Source organism: Citrobacter sp. HN-141, from assembly GCF_033341895.1.
In the GTDB taxonomy this organism is placed as follows: domain Bacteria; phylum Pseudomonadota; class Gammaproteobacteria; order Enterobacterales; family Enterobacteriaceae; genus Citrobacter.
The window spans coordinates 248,385-267,037 of sequence record NZ_JAWPBF010000005.1 but is presented as its reverse complement, the minus strand read 5'-3'; the positions used below and the strand labels follow the sequence as shown (position 1 = coordinate 267,037).

The window sequence follows — 18,653 nt, the reverse complement described above, 5'->3', positions numbered from 1 at the left end:
TTAATCCCGCGTAATTTGCATTGCTAACTGGATGGACACGGCCATGCTCTCAGACTTGGCTTTACCTGTCCAGGCAATATCAAACGCCGTGCCGTGGTCTGCAGAAGTGCGAATAAATGGCAATCCGGCGGTGATATTCACCCCATCATAGAATCCCAGCAATTTTAGCGGAATATGGCCCTGATCGTGATACATCGCCACCACCATGTCATACATACCTTCGTGGCACTGCATAAAGACAGTATCCGGTGGGCAAGGTCCGGTGACATTCAGCCCCTGCTCCCGCATAGCCTGTACCGCTGGGCCAACTATGGTCATCTCTTCATCACCAAACAGACCGTTTTCCCCGGCATGGGGATTAACACCTGCTACCGCAATACGTGGATTATCAAACCCGACACGACGCAGGAAATCATCTGCGACCTGAATGACTGTTTTCACACGCTGTTCACTGAGCGTATCAAGGAATTTACGCAGTGCAATATGCGTGGTGACATGGATCACCTTAAGCTGTTCGGTATACAGCACCATCGCGTAGTCTTTGCTGTTCGTCAGTTGCGCCAGTAATTCGGTATGGCCGGGATAATGATGTCCCGCCATGTGCAGTGCTTCTTTATTCAGCGGCGCCGTGGCAATGGCTTTCACTCCCCCGCTGAGCGCCAGCGCGGTGGCGCGCTTAATACAGCGGTATGCCAGATCGCCAGCCTGTGCCTGGACCACGCCCGGTTCAAGCGCAGCAGGATCGGCAAGGGGTTCATCAATTACATTGATAACCCCGGGGGCGAATTGTGCCTGGGTGACGTTATCAATCACCCGGAGTTCCGCAGGCGGCGTGACGTTTAATGCCTGGATGCGCCTCAGCGTTTGTGCACACCCCACAACCACGACCGGCGCGCCAGACAACTCTCCCTCCACCAACGATTTAATAATGATCTCCGGTCCAATACCTGCCGGGTCGCCCATGGTTACCGCTATCGTGTTATTCACTCATTTTCTCCTCGATATAATTCAAAACCTGACGTAGAGTGGTTTCGTCACCGAATCCCCCTGCTTTTGTCATAACCGGGCGTTGCCAGTAGCTACCGGCAAGATGACCGTACGGTACACACTGGGCCACACGGTCGGTAATACGGAATCCTGTTGCCTCCAGCGCATCGGCGATCGCCATCGCGACATCACCGCCGGAAAGATACAGCGCGCCAGGTGAGACTTCGTGCAGCACCTGGCGGGTAAGCTGTCCAAGAAACTGGCAAATTGTTTCACCGAGCTGTGCGCGACTCATCTGCAGGTGCGCACACAGCATTGGAATATGATGGCGTGCTTCGCTGTCGGGACAGGTGTGAACGATGCAGTGTTTACCTGAGATGAGAACCCTGGCGATACGCTGCACATACTCTGTCAGGCTGCCACTGAAGATATTTTCGATATCAATGAATACAGTCTCCACCCGCGGGTCCTGACACACTGCAGCAATCTGCTGTTGAGCGATTTCACTCATTGAGCCCACTACCGCCAGTAAACACTGTGAGGACGGTGCCCGGACATGGCGGGCCAGCGCGTCACAGATCCCAGCAGACCCTACCAGCAGCGGCGGTTCCTCCTGCATCAGCGCTTCCGTAGCAATGACATCAAGATCGGTCTGCGTGCGGGCATCTACCACCCAGATTTGTGGCGTTTTCGCAACAGGCTCTCTGAGGCGCTGCAGATAGTCGCTCAGAGACATAGCCCGACACGCAATGGCGGTTTGCGCCTGTAACACCTCACAGATATCGGCGCTAATAACCGGCGTTTTCGGATCGCTGGCAAATTCAGTCTGCGTTACGGGAATACCGTTAACGAGGCACTGCCCCTGCTCGGTGATACGCCCGGCTGAGGGGCAAGCCAGTGCCACGATGGCCCGCTTTTTACCTGTAATCCGCATTAACGCGTCCAGTTCGGCCCCTGGGTTTCCGCGCAATGTTGAATCCATTTTCTTGAGCCACCGCGTCTGGGGACCTGCCTGACTGGCAAGAGCCAACTCACTTACTCTGGCGGCGGCCTGCCCTGCCTCCAGCGCACGACTGTCCGTGTTGATGACCAGCACATCTGCATCATCGGCACAGGGCAATGTGAAAGCGACATTCACCGTCATACCCGTCAGCGCCAGACTTACCCCCGCATCATTACCACCAGTAAAGTCGTCGGCAATCACCAGTACCTGTGGCCTTGCTACCTGTCTACTCATCCATGCTCCGGGTTGTTGTATGCTGATAATGATTATATTCAATCACATTTGATTAAATGTGAGCAAGCTCAAGTTATTCGGTTCCGAGATAAATTATAAATTTAGCCCATGATGCAATCGTTCCTGAATCTCAGTGAGCGAATTCAATCACTCGAACAACAGGAGAATGTTGTGGCAACAATCAATAGCACCGTGATTAGCGGTTCGAATGCCATCCTCGCACTGGAGCCGTTACTGGCGGGGAAACGCCAGCTGTTACTGGTGACGGATAGCAATATTGTCGGGCTGGACGCGGTAACACAGATCCGCAACTTGCTGGCCAACGATGGACGTCATGTGGCTCTGATTGACAATGTGCCTGCAGAACCCGGGCATCACGATGTCAGCGCACTATTAAAAAACGTACAAGATCTCAACGTAGAAATGGTTATCGGTATCGGCGGAGGCAGCGTACTGGATGTGGCGAAACTGCTCTCCGTCTTATGCCATCCTGAATCTCCGACGCTCGACGCCATGCTGGCGGGAGAAAAACCGCTGCAACGCGTTGCTTCTGTGCTGATCCCCGCCACGGCAGGTACGGGGTCTGAAGCAACCCCGAATGCCATTCTGGCTATCCCGGAGCAAAACACTAAGGTCGGTATCATCTCTCCCGTGCTGTTACCGGATTTCGTGGCCCTGTTGCCAGAACTCACCACCAGCATGCCGGCGCATATTGCCTCGTCCACTGGAATTGACGCGTTATGTCATCTGATTGAATGCTTTACCGCTACCGTCGCCAATCCGGTAAGCGATAACGCGGCGCTCATTGGCCTGCGTAAGCTACTCAACCATATCGAAACCTCCGTCAATGAGCCGGAAAACCTGCTGGCCAAACTGGAGATGCTGTGGGCATCGTATTACGGCGGTGTGGCGATTAATCATGCCGGTACTCACCTGGTTCACGCGCTCTCTTACCCGCTTGGCGGTCGATACCATCTCCCTCATGGCGTCGCTAACGCCATTCTGTTAGCACCCTGCATGAAAGTGATTCGCCCTTTTGTGGTCGACAAGTTTGCCCTGGTATGGGATCTGCTGCCTGACGCTGACCTCACACTCAGTGCCGAAGAAAAATCCTGCGCCCTGGTGGAGTACTTCTCCACACTGGTGAAACGCCTGAACCTGCCCGATAACCTGGCAACGCTTGGTGTACCGTCTACTGATATTCCCGCACTGGCCGATGCCGCGCTGAACGTAAAACGCCTGATGAATAATGCTCCCTGCGAGGTGAGTCATGAGGATATTCAGGCCATTTATCAAACTCTGTTTCCAGAACTGATGACAAAGGAGTGAATAATGAGTAGCAAAATCCGAGGAGTACTGACGGCAATCGTTACCCCGTTCGACCACGACGGCGGGCTTAACCTTAAAGAACTGAGAAACCAGGTAAACCGCCAGTTAAACGCCGGAAACGGTATTTTCTGCGGCGGGACCAACGGCGAATTCTTTGTACTTAACGAAGATGAAAAAATCGCCGTCACGCGGACCTGTGTAGAGGAAGTGGCGGGTCGGGCACATGTAGTGGCACACATTGGCGAAATATCTACCCGTGAAACCATCCGCTTGGGCAAACAGATAGAAAAGCTGGGTGTCGATGCGGTGTCGGTCATTACCCCGTACTTTGTTCCTCTAAAACAGCCTGAGCTCATTGCCCATTACACCGCGATTGCCGATGCGCTCTCCGTCCCGGTATTTCTCTATAACATTCCGGCGCGGACGGGAAACACCATTGAGCCTCAAACAGCCAGAGTGCTGGCGGCACACCCGAACATTATCGGGATCAAAGACAGTGCCGGCAGTTATGAAAGTCTTAGCGGCTTCCTGGACGCAGTTAAAGATATCGAGGGATTTGATGTGCTGAATGGTCCAGATTCACTCATTCACCAGGGGTTTGTTGATGGCTGTTCTGCTTGTATTTCGGGGCTGGCTAACGTCGCACCACAAGAAATCAACGCGATCTGGTCTCGCTTTAACGCCGGTGACGTTGCCGGGTCGCATCAGGCTCAGGAGAGCGTCACGGGTCTGCGCACCGATCTCTATAAAGTGGCCTTCTCTCCGGCTGTGGTAAAAAAAGCATTACAAATCATGGGCCATGACGTGGGCGCAAGTCGTTACGCTGTCACGTTTGATGCGCATCAGGAACGCCAGATTCAGCAAATTATCAATAACTATTTGCGATAGACATTTTTACAGCGGCGGCAACGCCGCTTAACTAACAGGATTGTGTTATGAACGTCATCTGTACATCACCTTCATTTGCCAAATACGATCAGCAGCCGATCAAACGGCTTAACGACGCAGGACTTGAATTAATCATGCTACCTGCAGATGCCGGTTTAGAAGCACTTGCGCCTCATCTGAAACAGACAGTGGCAATGATCGTCGCGTTTACCGATGTTAATGCCGGACTAATCGCGGCGGCACCGAATCTGAAAATAGTCTGCAAACACGGCGTGGGCGTCGATAATATCGACCTCGACGCCACGCGTGAAAAAGGTACTTTTGTTACCAATGTGCCGGATGCCAATAAGCATGCCGTCGCAGACTTTGCGTTTTCCCTGATCCTTAACTGTGCACGTCAGCTCCCCTACGCGATTGAACAAACCCGCACAGGAAACTGGCCACGGATCTTCGCCTCCGATGTATATGGAAAAACGATTGGCATTATTGGGTTAGGTAACATCGGTAAACAGGTTGCACTGCGAGCCCGCGGCTTTAATATGCGCGTACTGGCTCACGACGCATGGCAGGATGCACTGTTCGCTGCAGATAATCACATTGAATACGTGTCGCTCGATGAACTAACAGAACAAAGTGATTTCATCACGTTACACACTCCGCTGACGCCAGAAACCACAGATCTCTTTGATTTAGCACAGATAAAAAAAATGAAGAGCAGTAGTTACCTCATTAACGTTTCACGCGGTGGTGTCGTTAATGAAGAGGATCTCTTTCTGGCTCTGACACAGGGCGTCATTAAGGGCGCTGCCGCCGATGTCTTTCTACAAGAGCCGTGCAATTCACATCCCTTATTTGCGCTCGATAATTTTATTCCTACGGCACATATTGCAGGATATACCGAGGGCGCGATCAGCAATATCGGCGAGCAATGTGTTTATAACATCATTGAACATGTCATTCATCAGCGTAAGCCTCAAAATATCATGAACGGATTATAACATTGTGGAGATAACCCTACTCTTCCCACAATAATAAAAATGAACATCTACCATGGGCCAGATATATGAATAATTTTGCAGAAAAATCCCGAATTCGCTGGTGGATTGCGGGATTAATGTGGCTTGCTATTGCAATTAACTATATTGACCGGACGGTATTATCTGCTGCAGCACCTCACCTCATTGATGAGCTAAAACTCGATCCTGAAATGATGGGGTTTATTATGGCGGCATTCTTCTGGTCATATTCCTTACTGCAAATACCGGCAGGTTGGTTTGCAGACCGCTTTGGTCAGAAAAAAGGTCTGGGCTTTGCCGTCGCGTGGTGGTCAATCGCCACCTCAATGATGGGTTTAGCCACTGGATTTAAATCTCTACTCGCATTGAGACTGGCTCTGGGCGTCGGTGAAGCAGCCGCCTATCCAAGCAATGCAGGGATCGCTGCGCGTTGGTTCCCGGATCGGGAGAGAGCCACCGTCTCAGGATTGTTTGACAGTGCCTCTAAATTTGGTGGTGCCGTCGCGATGCCGCTTATTGTCTGGATGATCTACCAGTTTGACTGGCGGATGACATTTCTGATTATTGGTGGCGTAGGCGTTTTTTGGGTCATTGCCTGGTATTTTATTTATACAGAAAACCCGGAAGACCACAAAAGGATCAGTACAAGCGAAATTAAACATATTCGCGAAGGGCAAAAGCAAAAACACGGCGACAAATCCGTATTACCGATGCGTTGGTATAAACTGTTGCGCTACCGGAATATTTGGGCAATGTGTATCGGTTTCTTTACCATCAACTATACATCCTATTTCTTTATTACCTGGCTGCCCACTTATCTGGTAAAAGACAAAGGAATGGATTTTATCAAAATGGGGATGGTTGCCGCCCTGCCATTATTATGTGGGATGGTGATAGAAGTCTTTGCCGGCTGGGCCTCTGACCGTATGGTACATAAGCGGGTCCTGTCGCTGACCGCCACAAGAAAATTATTCCTGACAATCGGTCTGTTAATGGCTTTATGTATTGGTTTTGCCCCTTTCACTGATTCCGTATTTATGACCGTGTTTTTACTGTGTGTGGCGAAATCAGGCACCACGGTTGCCGCCTCGCAGGTCTGGGCACTACCGGGTGACGTTGCGCCTAAAAACAGCGTATCGATTGTTGCAGGGTTACAGAATACTGTCTCCAACATGGGGGGCGCGGTAGGACCCATTATTACCGGTGCCATTGTGGCAGCCACTGGCTCCTTTACCTGGGCGCTGGTGTTCTCTGCCGCACTGGTGGTTCTGGGAATTTTGAACTATCTATTTTTGATGGGCAAAGTTGAGCCAATCATCGATAGAGAGCATGAAGCGTTGTGCATGAAAGAAGCGCAGCAGCACTAAACTCGCTCTGGCGACGGTATTCTCCGGTCAGTCAGTCGTGCTGACCGGCTTTATTTTTCCTCGTAACACACCCCGTTATCATCCGCAAAGCAGCGTGATCTAAATCACGAAATGATTGTATTTTCACCAGTAAACGTTTTAAGATCGCCACCTCTCCTTTTTGCAGCTAACCCGATTTATACATATGACAACAAACACTGTTTCCCGCAAGATCGCGTGGCTACGGGTAGTTACGCTTGCTATTGCCGGTTTTATTTTCAATACCACTGAGTTTGTCCCGGTCGGTTTGCTGTCCGACATCGCGCAAAGCTTTAATATGCAAACCGCGCAGGTTGGGATCATGTTGACGATCTACGCCTGGGTGGTGGCCCTGATGTCGCTGCCATTTATGCTGCTCACCAGCCAGATGGAACGACGTAAGCTTCTGATCTGCCTGTTTGTGGTGTTCATAGCCAGCCATGTTCTCTCTTTCCTGGCATGGAACTTCACTGTACTGGTCATGAGTCGCATAGGGATTGCCTTTGCCCATGCTATCTTCTGGTCAATTACCGCGTCACTGGCTATTCGCATGGCTCCTGCCGGGAAACGCGCACAGGCGTTGAGCCTGATTGCCACCGGTACCGCGCTGGCGATGGTATTAGGCCTGCCTATCGGGCGTATTGTTGGGCAATATTTTGGCTGGCGTACCACCTTCTTTGTCATCGGTATGGGGGCGTTAATCACGCTTCTTTGCCTGATTAAGCTATTGCCTAAGCTGCCAAGCGAGCATTCAGGCTCATTAAAAAGCCTGCCACTGCTGTTCCGTCGCCCTGCGCTGATGAGTTTGTATTTGTTAACGGTGATAGTGGTGACCGCACACTACACGGCTTACAGCTATATCGAACCGTTTGTCCAGACGGTCGCTGGGCTGAGCGCTAACTTTGCTACCATGCTGCTTCTGGTTCTCGGTGGCGCGGGTATTATTGGCAGCGTTATTTTTGGCAAGCTGGGTAATCAGTATGCCTCGGTGTTGATAAGCGCGGCTATCGCCCTGTTGACCCTGTGCCTGGTACTGCTACTGCCTGCTGCTGATAGCGAAATGCACCTTGCGATCCTGAGTATTTTCTGGGGCATTGCCATTATGGTGATCGGGCTGGGTATGCAGGTGAAAGTACTGGCGCTGGCTCCGGATGCCACTGACGTCGCGATGGCGCTGTTCTCCGGTATCTTTAATATTGGTATTGGCGCGGGGGCGCTGGTGGGAAATCAGGTAAGCCTGCACTGGTCGATGTCGACGATTGGTTACGTCGGTGCACTCCCCGCCGTTGCCGCGCTGATCTGGTCAGTGATTATCTTCCGCAAATGGCCGGTAACGCTGGAAGAACAACCACAGCAGCAATAAGATAAGAGCCCGGTAGACATACCGGGCCCGTTGTTTAATGGTAGGTTTGGATGATTTCCAACACGCCGTTAATAATAAACTGCACACCCATACACACCAGCAGGAAGCCCATCAGACGGGAAATAGCTTCGATCCCGCCTTTCCCCACCAGCCGCATAATTCCGCCAGAACTGCGCAGACATCCCCACAAGATAATCCCGACGACGGCAAAAATAATGGGTGGCGCAACCATGATCACCCAGTCCGGGAATTCGGAGCCGTGACGTACGGTAGAGGCCGAACTGATAATCATTGCAATCGTCCCCGGGCCGGCAGTACTCGGCATTGCCAGCGGAACAAAGGCAATATTAGCCGTCGGTTCGTCTTCCAGTTCTTCGGATTTGCTTCTCGCTTCCGGAGACTCATGCGCTTTCTGCTGAGGGAACAACATACGAAAGCCGATAAACGCAACGATTAACCCGCCCGCAATACGCAATCCGGGAATCGAAATCCCGAAAGTATTCATCACCAGTTGCCCGGCGTAGTACGCAACCATCATGATGGCAAACACGTAAACAGACGCCATTAATGACTGACGGTTACGCTCTGCGCTGTTCATGTTGCCGGCTAACCCAAGAAACAACGCCACGGTGGTTAACGGGTTGGCTAACGGTAACAGGACTACCAGCCCCAGTCCTATCGCTTTAAACAAGTCCATCATAATGTCATCTTTCCTGTGCGTTAATCGTCAACGGCAAGTATAAGGTGAAATCGCTGAGATAAGCCATTTTAGCGATGTAAGGATTCATTTTTCATCCTGGCGGATAAACCAGAATTATCAAAACGTTAAAAATAGATGAACCATTCGCCGGGCCTGATGATTTAGCAAAACGTGGCATGCGGAGACTCATTCATTTGACTTATATTTGCCTAAGCAATAATATCAGCCGTGACTAACTACTTGCCAGGGCAACCATTGTGAAAAGCACCAGTGATCTGTTCAATGAAATCATCCCACTGGGTCGTTTGATCTACATGGTTAATCAGAAAAAAGATCGTTTATTAAACGACTATTTGTCACCGCTGGATATCACGGCATCGCAGTTTAAGGTGCTCTGCTCCATCCGTTGCGCGGTGTGCATTACCCCTGTCGAATTGAAAAAAGTGCTGTCTGTCGATCTTGGCGCCCTGACACGGATGCTGGACAGACTGGCCTGTAAAGGCTGGATAGAAAGGCTTCCGAATCCACATGACAAGCGCGGCGTGCTGGTGAAACTCACCGAAGACGGCGCAGCAATTTGCGAGCAGTGTCATCAATTAGTAGGGCAAGACCTGCACCAGGAACTAACAAAAAACTTAACGGCGGAAGAAGTAGCAACACTTGAGCATTTGCTTAAGAGAATCCTGCCGTAAACAGAAAGAGGTATGACGATGTCCAGACGCAATACTGACACAATCACTATTCATAGCATTTTGGACTGGATCGAAAATAACCTTGAATCGCCACTCTCGCTGGAAAAAGTGTCTGAGCGTTCAGGTTACTCCAAATGGCACCTGCAGCGGATGTTCAAAAAAGAAACCGGCCATTCATTAGGTCAATACATCCGTAGCCGTAAAATGACTGAAATAGCGCAAAAATTGAAAGAGAGTAACGAACCGATCCTCTATCTTGCAGAGCGTTACGGTTTTGAGTCTCAGCAAACGCTGACCCGGACATTCAAGAACTATTTTGATGTACCGCCGCATAAATATCGGATGACGAATATGCACGGCGAATCCCGGTATTTGCTACCACTCAATCAATGCAATTGCTAATCGCCAGTTAACGACGTAACCGAGGAAATCATGAAACTTCTGTCTTATGCGATGCTGGCCCTGCTGCTTGTTGTATCGGGCCAGAGCATGGCGGAACAGACCCCGCAACCGACAACGCAAAATAATCGCGACGCGATGATTATGCCCCCTGCGCACGATCAGTCTCCGTTCGATTTTAATCATATGGGTGCCGGCAGCGATAAATCCGATGAATTAGGTGTGCCTTATTACAATATGCACAGCCTGTAATTTTTTGCCCCGTCACTGCGGGGCTTTTTTTAGCCCCTCGCCTGTGCAATCTTGCGCAGTCGAAAACCGAACACATTGATATACAACCCCGCCATGATCAACAACGCACCAATCAGTTGCAGCCCGGTTAACGTTTCATCCAGCAGCACGGCGGCACTGGCCAGCCCCACCACGGGTACCAGCAACGACAGTGGCGCAACACGCCAGGTTTCATAGCGTCCCAGCAGAGAACCCCAAATGCCATAGCCCACAATAGTCGCCACAAAGGCCAGATACACCAGTGACAGGATGGTAGTCATATCGATTGCCACAAGGCTCTGCACGATTTGCGTTGGGCCATCAAGCAATGCCGATGCCAGAAAAAACGGAACGACAGGAATTAATGCGCTCCACACCACCAGCGACATGACCGCTGGACGCGAAGTATGCTGCATAATTTTCTTATTAAAGATATTGCCGCACGCCCAACTCAGTGCCGCCGCCAGCGTCAGCATAAAGCCAAGCATACCGACATGTTGTCCATTGAGACTCGCCTCAATCAATACCAGTACACCAAACACCGCCAGCGCGATACCGACCAGTTGCTTCCCCTGCAAACGCTCGCCAAAGGCGAACGCCCCGAGCACGATGGTGAAAAACGCTTGCGCTTGTAAAACCAGCGATGCCAGACCGGCAGGCATCCCAAATTTGATGGCGCTGAACAGAAAAGCGAACTGACCGAAGCTGATGGTCAGGCCATAGCCAAGTAACAGCGAAAGCGGGATCTTCGGGCGGGCAACAAAAAAGATCGCAGGAAACGCCACCAGTAAAAAGCGCAAGCCTGCCAGCATCAACGGCGGCATATTGTGCAAGCCCACTTTGATGACGACAAAGTTAAGCCCCCATACCACGACAACCAGTAACGCCAACAACCCATCTTTACGCGACATACCACCGCCCCTGCAAATATTAAATTTTTGTAAACAAGTTAAGGTAACGGAAATCGTTGTACCGTAACAGATCATTAATTCAGGTAGGCCACACAGGGCATTTTCAGACAACTTATTGAGTGTACATCACACTTTTAGCATGCTATTTGTTTCTGATATCTAAAAAAAACATAACAACATGCACTGTCGGGCAAAAAAATGAATATCTCGCTGAGAAGGTCGACCCTTGCATTACTCGCGTCATCATTACTATTAACCATTGGACGCGGAGCCACGCTACCATTCATGACGATTTACCTCAGTCGTCAGTATGGCCTGGGTGTCGATCTGATCGGTTATGCAATGACAGTAGCACTGACTATTGGCGTCGTTTTCAGTCTTGGATTCGGCATCCTGGCCGATAAATTTGAAAAAAAACGCTTTATGCTGCTGGCGATCGCGGGCTTTGCTTCCGGCTTTATCGCGATTCCTCTGGTGCATAACGTGGTGGTGGTAGTTCTGCTCTTCGCGCTGATCAACTGTGCCTACTCCGTGTTTGCCACCGTGCTGAAAGCCTGGTTTGCCGATAACCTCTCAGCCACCAATAAAACAAAGATTTTCTCACTGAACTACACCGTGCTGAACATCGGCTGGACCGTTGGCCCGCCGTTGGGCACGCTACTGGTTATGCAAAGCATTAACCTGCCGTTCTGGTTGGCGGCCATATGTTCAGCCTTCCCGCTGGTGTTTATCCAGACATGGGTAAAGCGCTCCGCTATCCCTTCTGAAGGTTTGAACGCGACAGTATGGTCACCCTCGGTTTTGCTGCGCGATAAAGCATTATGCTGGTTTACGTTGTCTGCTTTTCTGGCCTCGTTTGTCGGTGGTGCATTTGCATCCTGTATTTCTCAGTACGTGATGGTGGTTGCCGATGGTGATTTTGCTGAGAAGGTGGTGGCAGTCGTTCTGCCCGTCAACGCGGCAATTGTGGTATCGCTGCAATATGCTGTCGGACGCAGACTGACGTCTGCAAACATCCGCCCACTGATGGCTGCAGGTACACTGTTTTTTGTTATCGGTCTGGTCGGTTTTACCTTCTCTGGCAACAGCCTGCTGTTCTGGGGGATTTCAGCCGCCTTTTTCACCATTGGCGAAGTCATCTATGCACCGGGTGAATACATGCTGATCGACAACATCGCGCCGGCAGGCATGAAAGCCAGTTATTTTTCCGCCCAGTCACTGGGCTGGCTTGGCGCGGCGGTCAACCCATTAGTCAGTGGAGTCATCCTGACCACGCTGCCCCCCTGGTCGCTGTTTGTCGCACTAATGGTGGCGATTGTCCTTGCCTGGGCGTTAATGATAAAAGGCATGCGCGCCAAACCCTGGAGCCAGCCGGCAGTCTGCTGAACATTACGGCGACAGTGACAAAACGCCGCTGTCGCCTGATTCAGATAGCAACCAACCCACGCACACCTTCTGCTGCCATGTTTTCACCAGATCCGCGTTGAATAATGTTTCCTCGCGACATTAACAGGTATTTGTCCGCAAGCTGTTCGGCAAAGTCATAAAACTGCTCCACCAGCAATATGGCCATATCACCACGATGGGCCAGTTGGCTGATAACCAGGCCAATCTCCTTAATCACCGAAGGCTGGATCCCCTCTGTTGGTTCATCGAGGATCAACAACTGCGGGCGACTGGCCAGCGCCCGGCCAATAGCTAACTGCTGCTGTTGCCCACCCGACAAATCACCGCCCCGTCGGTATTTCATCTCCTGTAATACCGGAAACAACGCATAAATTTCATCCGGTACACGTTTTGCCTGTTGTGCTGAAAATCGGGAGAGTCCCAGCAACAGATTCTCTTCCACCGTCAGGCGAGGAAAAATGTCGCGCCCCTGCGGCACATACGCTACCCCCGCCTGCACCCGTTGATGTGGCTTACGGTGAGTCATGTTTTTACCCTGCCAGATAACGCTGCCGCTGCGGGTTGGAATCAGCCCCATCAAGCACTTCAGCAGTGTCGTTTTGCCAACCCCATTACGCCCCAGCAGACATGTTACTTCACCGATACGCGCCTCAAAACTCACGCCGCGCAGGATATGGCTGCCGCCATAGTATTGATTTAGTTCATTTACCTGTAGCATCAGCACTCCTTAGCGTCCGAGATACACTTCAATCACCTGCTCGTTGGACTGAACATCGCGCAGGCTCCCCTCGGCCAGTACCCGCCCCTGGTGCAATACCGTGACGTGATCAGCAATGCTTTCAACAAACCCCATATCGTGCTCAACCACCATCAGAGAATGTTTTCCGGCAAGCTGGCGAAACAGTTCAGCGCTGTATTCCGTCTCGGCATCCGTCATCCCGGCCGCCGGTTCATCCAGGAGCAGCAAATGCGGCTCCTGCACCAGCAACATACCAATCTCCAGAAATTGTTTCTGTCCATGGGAAAGGCGTCCGGCACGACGGGCGCGTTCGTTACTCAGTCGCAACAGCGTCAACATGTCATCGATGCGATCCCGCTGTTCTCCCGATAAACACGCGCGTAAGGAACCCCAAACGGATTTATCATTTTTCATCGCCAACTCGAGGTTTTCTTCCACCGTCAGCGCTTCAAATACGGTCGGTTTCTGAAATTTGCGACCAATGCCCTGGCGAGCAATGGCGATAGCGTCGAGTGATGTTAAATCAATGGATTGATCGTAAATCGCCTGCCCACTTTGCGGCTTCGTTTTACCGGTGATGACATCCATCAGGGTGGTTTTTCCTGCGCCATTGGGTCCAATAACGCAGCGTAACTCTCCCACCCCAATATTGAGCGTCAAATCCGTTAGCGCCTGGAAACCATCAAAGTTAACGTTTATTTTTTCCAGTTGGAGCACCGGATCGGTTTGATTGCGAAAACGATCGCCCGGCATCTGGCGGGTAAAAAGCCCTTCATCTGGCTGCATTATTTGTCTCCCTTGCGAAACAGACCAGTCACGCCGCGAGGCAAAAACAGCGTAACGCCAATAAAAATCAGGCCGAGAAACAGTTGCCAGTATTCCGGCATGATGACGGTAAACCAGCTTTTAGCGCCGTTCACCAGCACTGCGCCAAACACCGGGCCAATCAACGTACCGCGCCCCCCCAGTGCGACCCAAATCGCGGCTTCAATTGAGTTGGTGGGTGACATTTCACTGGGGTTAATGATGCCCACCTGCGGAACATACAGCGCCCCCGCCAGCCCGCACAGGACGGCGGAGAGCGTCCACACCAGGAGTTTGAAGCCCTTTGGGTCATACCCGCAGAACATCAACCGATTTTCAGCGTCACGAACGGCGGTCAAAATACGGCCAAATTTACTGCGAGCCAGCGCCCACCCGATCCACAGCGCCAGAATCAGCAGCACAACGGTCGCCAGGAACAACGCGATACGCGTCGTGGTCGCCGTCACCGAAAATCCCAGAATAGTGGTAAAACCGGTAAATCCGTTATTACCGCCAAACCCGGTTTCGTTACGGAAGAACAGCAGCATGCCGGCAAAGGTCAGCGCCTGCGTCATGATGGAAAAGTAGACACCTTTGATTTTTGAGCGGAAGGCAAACCAGCCAAACACCAACGCCAGTAAACCAGGCACCATAACAATCAGCACCATCGCCCAAAGAAAATGCTGCGTTCCCCACCAGAACCACGGAAGTTCAGTCCACGACAGGAACGACATAAACGCGGGCACCCCTTCACCAGATGCCTGGCGCATCAGGTACATCCCCATCGCATAACCGCCCAGTGCAAAGAAAATACCGTGGCCCAGCGACAGCATTCCGGCATATCCCCACACCAGATCCAGGGCAACAGCCACAATGGCATAACAGAGAATTTTCCCGACCAGTGTCAGTGTCCAGACAGATATCGCCAGCGGATGATCCGCAGGCAGCAGCGCGAGAAATGGCAGAATAATCAGTGCCAGCAGTAAAGCCAGCCCCAGCACACAGGTAATACGCGGCGCTTTGCGCGCCAGCGTTAATGTCATTGGCATCGTCATCAGTCAATGACCCTCCCTTTTAGCGCAAACAGCCCCTGCGGACGTTTTTGAATAAACAGAATAATCAGCACCAGAATCATAATTTTGCCGAGGACGGCCCCAACCTGCGGTTCGAGAATCTTGTTGAAAATCCCCAAACCAAACGCCGCCGCAACGCTCCCGGCCAGCTGCCCCACGCCACCCAGCACCACCACCAAAAATGAATCAATGATGTAGCTTTGCCCCAGTTCTGGTCCCACGTTGCCCAACTGCGATAGCGCCACCCCTCCCAGTCCGGCAATGCCCGACCCCAGACCAAACGCCAACATATCCACCCGCCCCGTGGGAACACCGCAGCAGTCAGCCATGCTGCGGTTTTGCGTCACCGCACGCACGCGCATACCCAGACGGGTTTTATTCAGCAACAACCAGGTGAAAAACAGCACCAGAATGGCAAATCCCAGCACCACAATCCGGTTCCAGGGTAAAATAAGATTGGCATAGACCTGAATACCTCCCGACAGCCATGCCGGGTTGGCAACCTCAAGGTTTTGCGCACCAAAGGTCATACGCACCAACTGGATCAGCATCAGGCTAATCCCCCAGGTTGCCAGTAGCGTCTCAAGTGGGCGTCCGTATAAATGGCGGATCACTCCGCGTTCCAGCAGCATTCCAATAGTGGCGGTCAGCAAGAAGGCAACCGGTAGCGCAATCAGCGGATAAAAGGCTAACCACTGCGGGAAAAACTGGCTCATCAGCTGTTGCACTATCCAGGTACAGTAAGCGCCAAGCATCAGCATTTCACCGTGCGCCATATTAATGACACCGAGCAGCCCGTAGGTAATGGCCAGCCCTAGCGCCGCCAGCAATAAAATAGACCCCAGAGATAATCCCATAAACGCCTGGCCAAGCAGCTCTCCAACCTTCATTCGATGCCCGATGGTATTCAGGCTTTCACTGGCGGCAGCGCGTACGCGTGCATCGGGTTCATGTTCCAGCTGGGTGAAGGGCTGTAATCGCGCCTGTGTTTCAGGATCATTGGATGCACCCAGCAATTCGATGGCCTGGCGCCTGACATCGGGCGAAGTACTGCTCAGTTGCAGATTTGCCAGAGCAGCCGCCAGGGCGGATTTCACGCCAGCATCCGTCTCCTGCATTAGCCTGTGCTGCAAAAATGGCAACATGTCTGGCAGTGCTTCACGCTGTAATGTCCGGGCGGCAGCCACTCTCAAAGTGACACTGTCACTTAAAAGTTGATGAATAGCCAATGTGCCAGCCACCAGATTACGCAGGCGGTTAGTCAGGCGGATTTTTTTTAATTCGCCACTGGGCGTGCTGGCCGCCCCCAGTGATTGCACATGCGAACCGTTCATCGTGAATGCATTTTTAACGCCATCGGTCAGCAGGTTTTCGCCACTCAGGGCATTCAGCAAAGGTAAACGCTGCACATCGGGGTTAATCGCCCATTGTTCCAGTAATGTCGCCTGCTGTGTCCGACTGGCCGCGGCGAAGGTATCGGCATCTGTTGCCTGCGCTATCCACGGCAAAAGCCACGTCAGCAACAACACGCCACGAATAAAGCGCATGGCTTTCATGATAGCGTTCTCCAAAATTGGGCCCTCCCACAGGAGGGCGTAAGATCAGTTGCTGGCGGTTTTGACGGGTTGTTCAGATTTTTTATCATTCCCGGCGATATACGGACTCCACGGTTGGGCACGGACCGGGGCATCCGTTTGCCATACCACGTTAAACTGACCGTTACTTTCGATTTCGCCAATCATGACGGGTTTATGCAGGTGGTGGTTCGTTGCATCCATTGTCAGCGTAAAGCCAGAAGGTGCAGCGAATGATTGCCCCGCCATGGCTGCGCGAACTTTATCGACATCCGTCGTTCCGGCTTTTTCAACAGCCTGCGCCCACATGTGCAGGCCAACATACGTGGCTTCCATCGGATCGTTCGTGACCACAGAATCCGCATTCGGCAGTTTGTGCGCTTTCGCATAGGCGCGGTAATCAGCAATAAATTGCTTATTGGTGGCATTATCAACGGATTCAAAATAGTTCCAGGCCGCAAGATTGCCTACCAGAGGTTTGGTATCAATACCGCGCAACTCCTCTTCTCCAACAGAGAACGCAACGACCGGAACATCGGTCGCTTTCAGGCCCTGGTTTGCCAGCTCTTTATAGAACGGAACGTTAGAGTCGCCATTAATGGTAGATACCACCGCCGTTTTGCCCCCGGCGGAGAATTTTTTGATGCTGGCGACGATGGTCTGGTAATCACTGTGGCCAAACGGGGTATAAACCTCTTCAATGTCTTTATCGGCGACGCCTTTTGAATGCAGCCAGGCACGGAGAATTTTATTGGTTGTTCGCGGATAGACGTAGTCGGTGCCCAGCAGGAAGAAACGTTTTGCACTGCCACCGTCTTCACTCATCAGATACTCAACCGCCGGAATGGCCTGCTGATTGGGCGCGGCGCCGGTATAGAAAACGTTAGGTGACATCTCTTCACCTTCGTACTGCACGGGATAGAACAACAGGCCGTTTAACTCTTCAAATACCGGCAGTACAGATTTGCGCGAAACCGATGTCCAGCAACCCAAAACCACCGCCACTTTGTCCTGGCTTAGCAACTGACGGGCTTTTTCGGCAAACAGCGGCCAGTTTGATGCCGGATCGACCACTACCGGCTCCAGTTTTTTTCCCAGTACACCGCCTTTGGCGTTGATCTCATCAATGGTCATCAACGCCACATCCTTCAGCGGTGTTTCAGAAATAGCCATTGTCCCGGACAACGAATGCATGATGCCAACTTTAATGGTGTCGGCAGCCTGAACGCTAAAACTCATCCCCATAGCCACAACAGAGGCCGAAAGAGCAAAGGCTTTTAATAATGTACGACGCTGCATAGTTTCACTCCTGAAAGTAGACTTGCTGAAAGCTCCGGTGCAGCCGGACAGACAAAACGGTGCAAATTAAGTGTGTTCAGAAGGGATAAGGCAAAAACAGTGCCAGATATAAAAACAGCATACAATTCAATAGATTACAAATATTTCAATGAGGCGAAAATAAAAAGAATGCGTCGGCATGACACTAAGAGAGAAGAATTGAACCACCATGACGCGGTGTTGCATTATAAACGTGCAACATCTTGTGTCCGGACAACCCGGCAGCTACAGAGGATTACAGGATGAAATTATGATTATTTGCAGATGGGGGTGCCATTTCCGTCACTATTATTTATTTTCTTCGACGAGAAAAAGCCATAACTTTACATTTCAGACGAAATAATTACACAGTTCACTCTTTGTTTAAGTTTGAATTGCTACTATAGTCATTAACGAGGTGAAATTAAGGTAAGAGAGGAAACTCATAGATAAAGGAGCATTTACTATGCTGGGTAATATGAATATTTTTATGGCTGTTCTGGGAATTATTTTATTTTCCGGTTTCCTGGCCGCGTATTTTAGTCACAGATGGGATGATTGA

19 protein-coding genes are annotated in these 18,653 nt (G+C 51.4%); 10 read left to right on the top strand and 9 right to left on the bottom strand.

Translation table 11 applies throughout. The features are described from left to right. Together RYZ59_RS08830 and dtnK are read right to left on the bottom strand one after the other, a co-directional pair. On the bottom strand, nt 1–987 hold the full coding sequence (locus RYZ59_RS08830) for a D-threonate 4-phosphate dehydrogenase (protein WP_318046171.1): 987 nt from the start codon (nt 985–987) through the stop codon (nt 1–3). Continuing rightward, on the bottom strand, nt 980–2,224 hold the full coding sequence (dtnK, locus tag RYZ59_RS08825; protein WP_318046170.1) for a D-threonate kinase: 1,245 nt from the start codon (nt 2,222–2,224) through the stop codon (nt 980–982). The genes RYZ59_RS08830 and dtnK overlap by 8 nt, the downstream gene beginning before the upstream one ends. Before the next feature lie 171 nt (nt 2,225–2,395). On the opposite strand from dtnK, the gene RYZ59_RS08820 reads away from it, so the two are divergent. The 5 genes from RYZ59_RS08820 (at nt 2,396) to RYZ59_RS08800 (ending at nt 8,205) form a co-directional block, all read left to right on the top strand. Further along, nucleotides 2,396–3,553, top strand: coding sequence for an iron-containing alcohol dehydrogenase (locus RYZ59_RS08820; RefSeq protein ID WP_318046169.1), 1,158 nt, complete (start codon nt 2,396–2,398; stop codon nt 3,551–3,553). A gap of 3 nt (nt 3,554–3,556) precedes the next feature. Next, entirely contained in the window at nt 3,557–4,441 is an 885-nt protein-coding gene (locus RYZ59_RS08815) for a dihydrodipicolinate synthase family protein (protein ID WP_318046168.1), read from the top strand. Nucleotides 4,442–4,488: 47 nt separating this feature from the next. Beyond that, nucleotides 4,489–5,439, top strand: coding sequence for a phosphoglycerate dehydrogenase (locus RYZ59_RS08810; protein ID WP_318046167.1), 951 nt, complete (start codon nt 4,489–4,491; stop codon nt 5,437–5,439). 65 nt (nt 5,440–5,504) lie between these two features. Continuing rightward, a complete protein-coding gene (locus RYZ59_RS08805; RefSeq protein WP_318046165.1) occupies nt 5,505–6,824 on the top strand; it encodes an MFS transporter in 1,320 nt (439 codons plus the stop codon). 184 nt (nt 6,825–7,008) lie between these two features. Continuing rightward, entirely contained in the window at nt 7,009–8,205 is a 1,197-nt protein-coding gene (locus tag RYZ59_RS08800) for a sugar transporter (RefSeq protein ID WP_318046164.1), read from the top strand. 34 nt (nt 8,206–8,239) lie between these two features. On the opposite strand, the gene RYZ59_RS08795 is transcribed toward RYZ59_RS08800, so the two are convergent. Beyond that, a complete protein-coding gene (locus RYZ59_RS08795; protein WP_137383095.1) occupies nt 8,240–8,905 on the bottom strand; it encodes a MarC family NAAT transporter in 666 nt (221 codons plus the stop codon). 257 nt (nt 8,906–9,162) lie between these two features. Here RYZ59_RS08795 and marR point away from each other — a divergent pair, with 257 nt between their 5' ends. From marR to marB, 3 genes are read left to right on the top strand one after another with little or no spacing between them, the layout of a single operon-like run. Continuing rightward, nucleotides 9,163–9,597 (top strand): multiple antibiotic resistance transcriptional regulator MarR, encoded by a 435-nt coding sequence (gene marR, locus RYZ59_RS08790; RefSeq protein ID WP_137383096.1) that lies wholly within the window; start codon nt 9,163–9,165, stop codon nt 9,595–9,597. Between the two features lie 18 nt (nt 9,598–9,615). Beyond that, nucleotides 9,616–9,999 (top strand): MDR efflux pump AcrAB transcriptional activator MarA, encoded by a 384-nt coding sequence (gene marA / locus RYZ59_RS08785; protein ID WP_003032424.1) that lies wholly within the window; start codon nt 9,616–9,618, stop codon nt 9,997–9,999. A 30-nt stretch (nt 10,000–10,029) separates the two neighbouring features. Further along, nucleotides 10,030–10,248, top strand: coding sequence for a multiple antibiotic resistance protein MarB (gene marB, locus RYZ59_RS08780; protein WP_005122747.1), 219 nt, complete (start codon nt 10,030–10,032; stop codon nt 10,246–10,248). Nucleotides 10,249–10,277: 29 nt separating this feature from the next. Here the strand turns inward: marB and eamA are convergent, their stop codons facing one another. Continuing rightward, entirely contained in the window at nt 10,278–11,177 is a 900-nt protein-coding gene (gene eamA / locus RYZ59_RS08775; RefSeq protein ID WP_202038673.1) for an O-acetylserine/cysteine exporter, read from the bottom strand. 198 nt (nt 11,178–11,375) lie between these two features. On the opposite strand from eamA, the gene ydeE reads away from it, so the two are divergent. Continuing rightward, complete coding sequence (ydeE, locus tag RYZ59_RS08770) at nt 11,376–12,563, top strand: efflux MFS transporter YdeE (protein ID WP_202038674.1); 1,188 nt, start codon at nt 11,376–11,378, stop codon at nt 12,561–12,563. A 40-nt stretch (nt 12,564–12,603) separates the two neighbouring features. Here the strand turns inward: ydeE and urtE are convergent, their stop codons facing one another. From urtE to urtA, 5 genes are read right to left on the bottom strand one after another with little or no spacing between them, the layout of a single operon-like run. Next, complete coding sequence (gene urtE / locus RYZ59_RS08765; RefSeq protein ID WP_202038675.1) at nt 12,604–13,302, bottom strand: urea ABC transporter ATP-binding subunit UrtE; 699 nt, start codon at nt 13,300–13,302, stop codon at nt 12,604–12,606. Between the two features lie 9 nt (nt 13,303–13,311). After that, nucleotides 13,312–14,109 carry an urea ABC transporter ATP-binding protein UrtD gene (gene urtD / locus RYZ59_RS08760; RefSeq protein ID WP_202038676.1) on the bottom strand — a complete coding sequence of 266 codons (798 nt, stop codon included), beginning with the start codon at nt 14,107–14,109 and terminating at the stop codon, nt 13,312–13,314. Beyond that, complete coding sequence (gene urtC / locus RYZ59_RS08755) at nt 14,109–15,182, bottom strand: urea ABC transporter permease subunit UrtC (protein ID WP_318046160.1); 1,074 nt, start codon at nt 15,180–15,182, stop codon at nt 14,109–14,111. The genes urtD and urtC overlap by 1 nt, the downstream gene beginning before the upstream one ends. Beyond that, nucleotides 15,182–16,756 (bottom strand): urea ABC transporter permease subunit UrtB, encoded by a 1,575-nt coding sequence (gene urtB / locus RYZ59_RS08750; protein ID WP_318046191.1) that lies wholly within the window; start codon nt 16,754–16,756, stop codon nt 15,182–15,184. Before urtB ends, urtC begins: the two co-directional genes overlap by 1 nt. A gap of 45 nt (nt 16,757–16,801) precedes the next feature. Further along, nucleotides 16,802–18,073, bottom strand: a complete 1,272-nt coding sequence (urtA, locus tag RYZ59_RS08745; RefSeq protein WP_202038678.1) for an urea ABC transporter substrate-binding protein — start codon at nt 18,071–18,073, stop codon at nt 16,802–16,804. A gap of 484 nt (nt 18,074–18,557) precedes the next feature. Between urtA and mgtS the strand changes: the two genes are divergently transcribed. Continuing rightward, the gene (gene mgtS, locus RYZ59_RS08740; RefSeq protein ID WP_003032406.1) at nt 18,558–18,653 is read left to right on the top strand and encodes a protein MgtS; all 96 of its coding nucleotides are present in this window, start codon (nt 18,558–18,560) and stop codon (nt 18,651–18,653) included.

Bases quoted from the DNA above. Each gene is read 5' to 3' on its own strand.
- dtnK (WP_318046170.1), bottom strand. From the start codon at position 2,224: ATGAGTAGACAGGTAGCAAGGCCACAGGTACTGGTGATTGCCGACGAC.
- RYZ59_RS08815 (WP_318046168.1), top strand. From the start codon at position 3,557: ATGAGTAGCAAAATCCGAGGAGTACTGACGGCAATCGTTACCCCGTTC.
- RYZ59_RS08810 (WP_318046167.1), top strand. From the start codon at position 4,489: ATGAACGTCATCTGTACATCACCTTCATTTGCCAAATACGATCAGCAG.
- RYZ59_RS08805 (WP_318046165.1), top strand. From the start codon at position 5,505: ATGAATAATTTTGCAGAAAAATCCCGAATTCGCTGGTGGATTGCGGGA.
- RYZ59_RS08800 (WP_318046164.1), top strand. From the start codon at position 7,009: ATGACAACAAACACTGTTTCCCGCAAGATCGCGTGGCTACGGGTAGTT.
- RYZ59_RS08795 (WP_137383095.1), bottom strand. From the start codon at position 8,905: ATGATGGACTTGTTTAAAGCGATAGGACTGGGGCTGGTAGTCCTGTTA.
- marA (WP_003032424.1), top strand. From the start codon at position 9,616: ATGTCCAGACGCAATACTGACACAATCACTATTCATAGCATTTTGGAC.
- marB (WP_005122747.1), top strand. From the start codon at position 10,030: ATGAAACTTCTGTCTTATGCGATGCTGGCCCTGCTGCTTGTTGTATCG.
- eamA (WP_202038673.1), bottom strand. From the start codon at position 11,177: ATGTCGCGTAAAGATGGGTTGTTGGCGTTACTGGTTGTCGTGGTATGG.
- ydeE (WP_202038674.1), top strand. From the start codon at position 11,376: ATGAATATCTCGCTGAGAAGGTCGACCCTTGCATTACTCGCGTCATCA.
- urtE (WP_202038675.1), bottom strand. From the start codon at position 13,302: ATGCTACAGGTAAATGAACTAAATCAATACTATGGCGGCAGCCATATC.
- urtD (WP_202038676.1), bottom strand. From the start codon at position 14,109: ATGCAGCCAGATGAAGGGCTTTTTACCCGCCAGATGCCGGGCGATCGT.
- urtC (WP_318046160.1), bottom strand. From the start codon at position 15,182: ATGACGATGCCAATGACATTAACGCTGGCGCGCAAAGCGCCGCGTATT.
- urtB (WP_318046191.1), bottom strand. From the start codon at position 16,756: ATGAAAGCCATGCGCTTTATTCGTGGCGTGTTGTTGCTGACGTGGCTT.
- urtA (WP_202038678.1), bottom strand. From the start codon at position 18,073: ATGCAGCGTCGTACATTATTAAAAGCCTTTGCTCTTTCGGCCTCTGTT.
- mgtS (WP_003032406.1), top strand. From the start codon at position 18,558: ATGCTGGGTAATATGAATATTTTTATGGCTGTTCTGGGAATTATTTTA.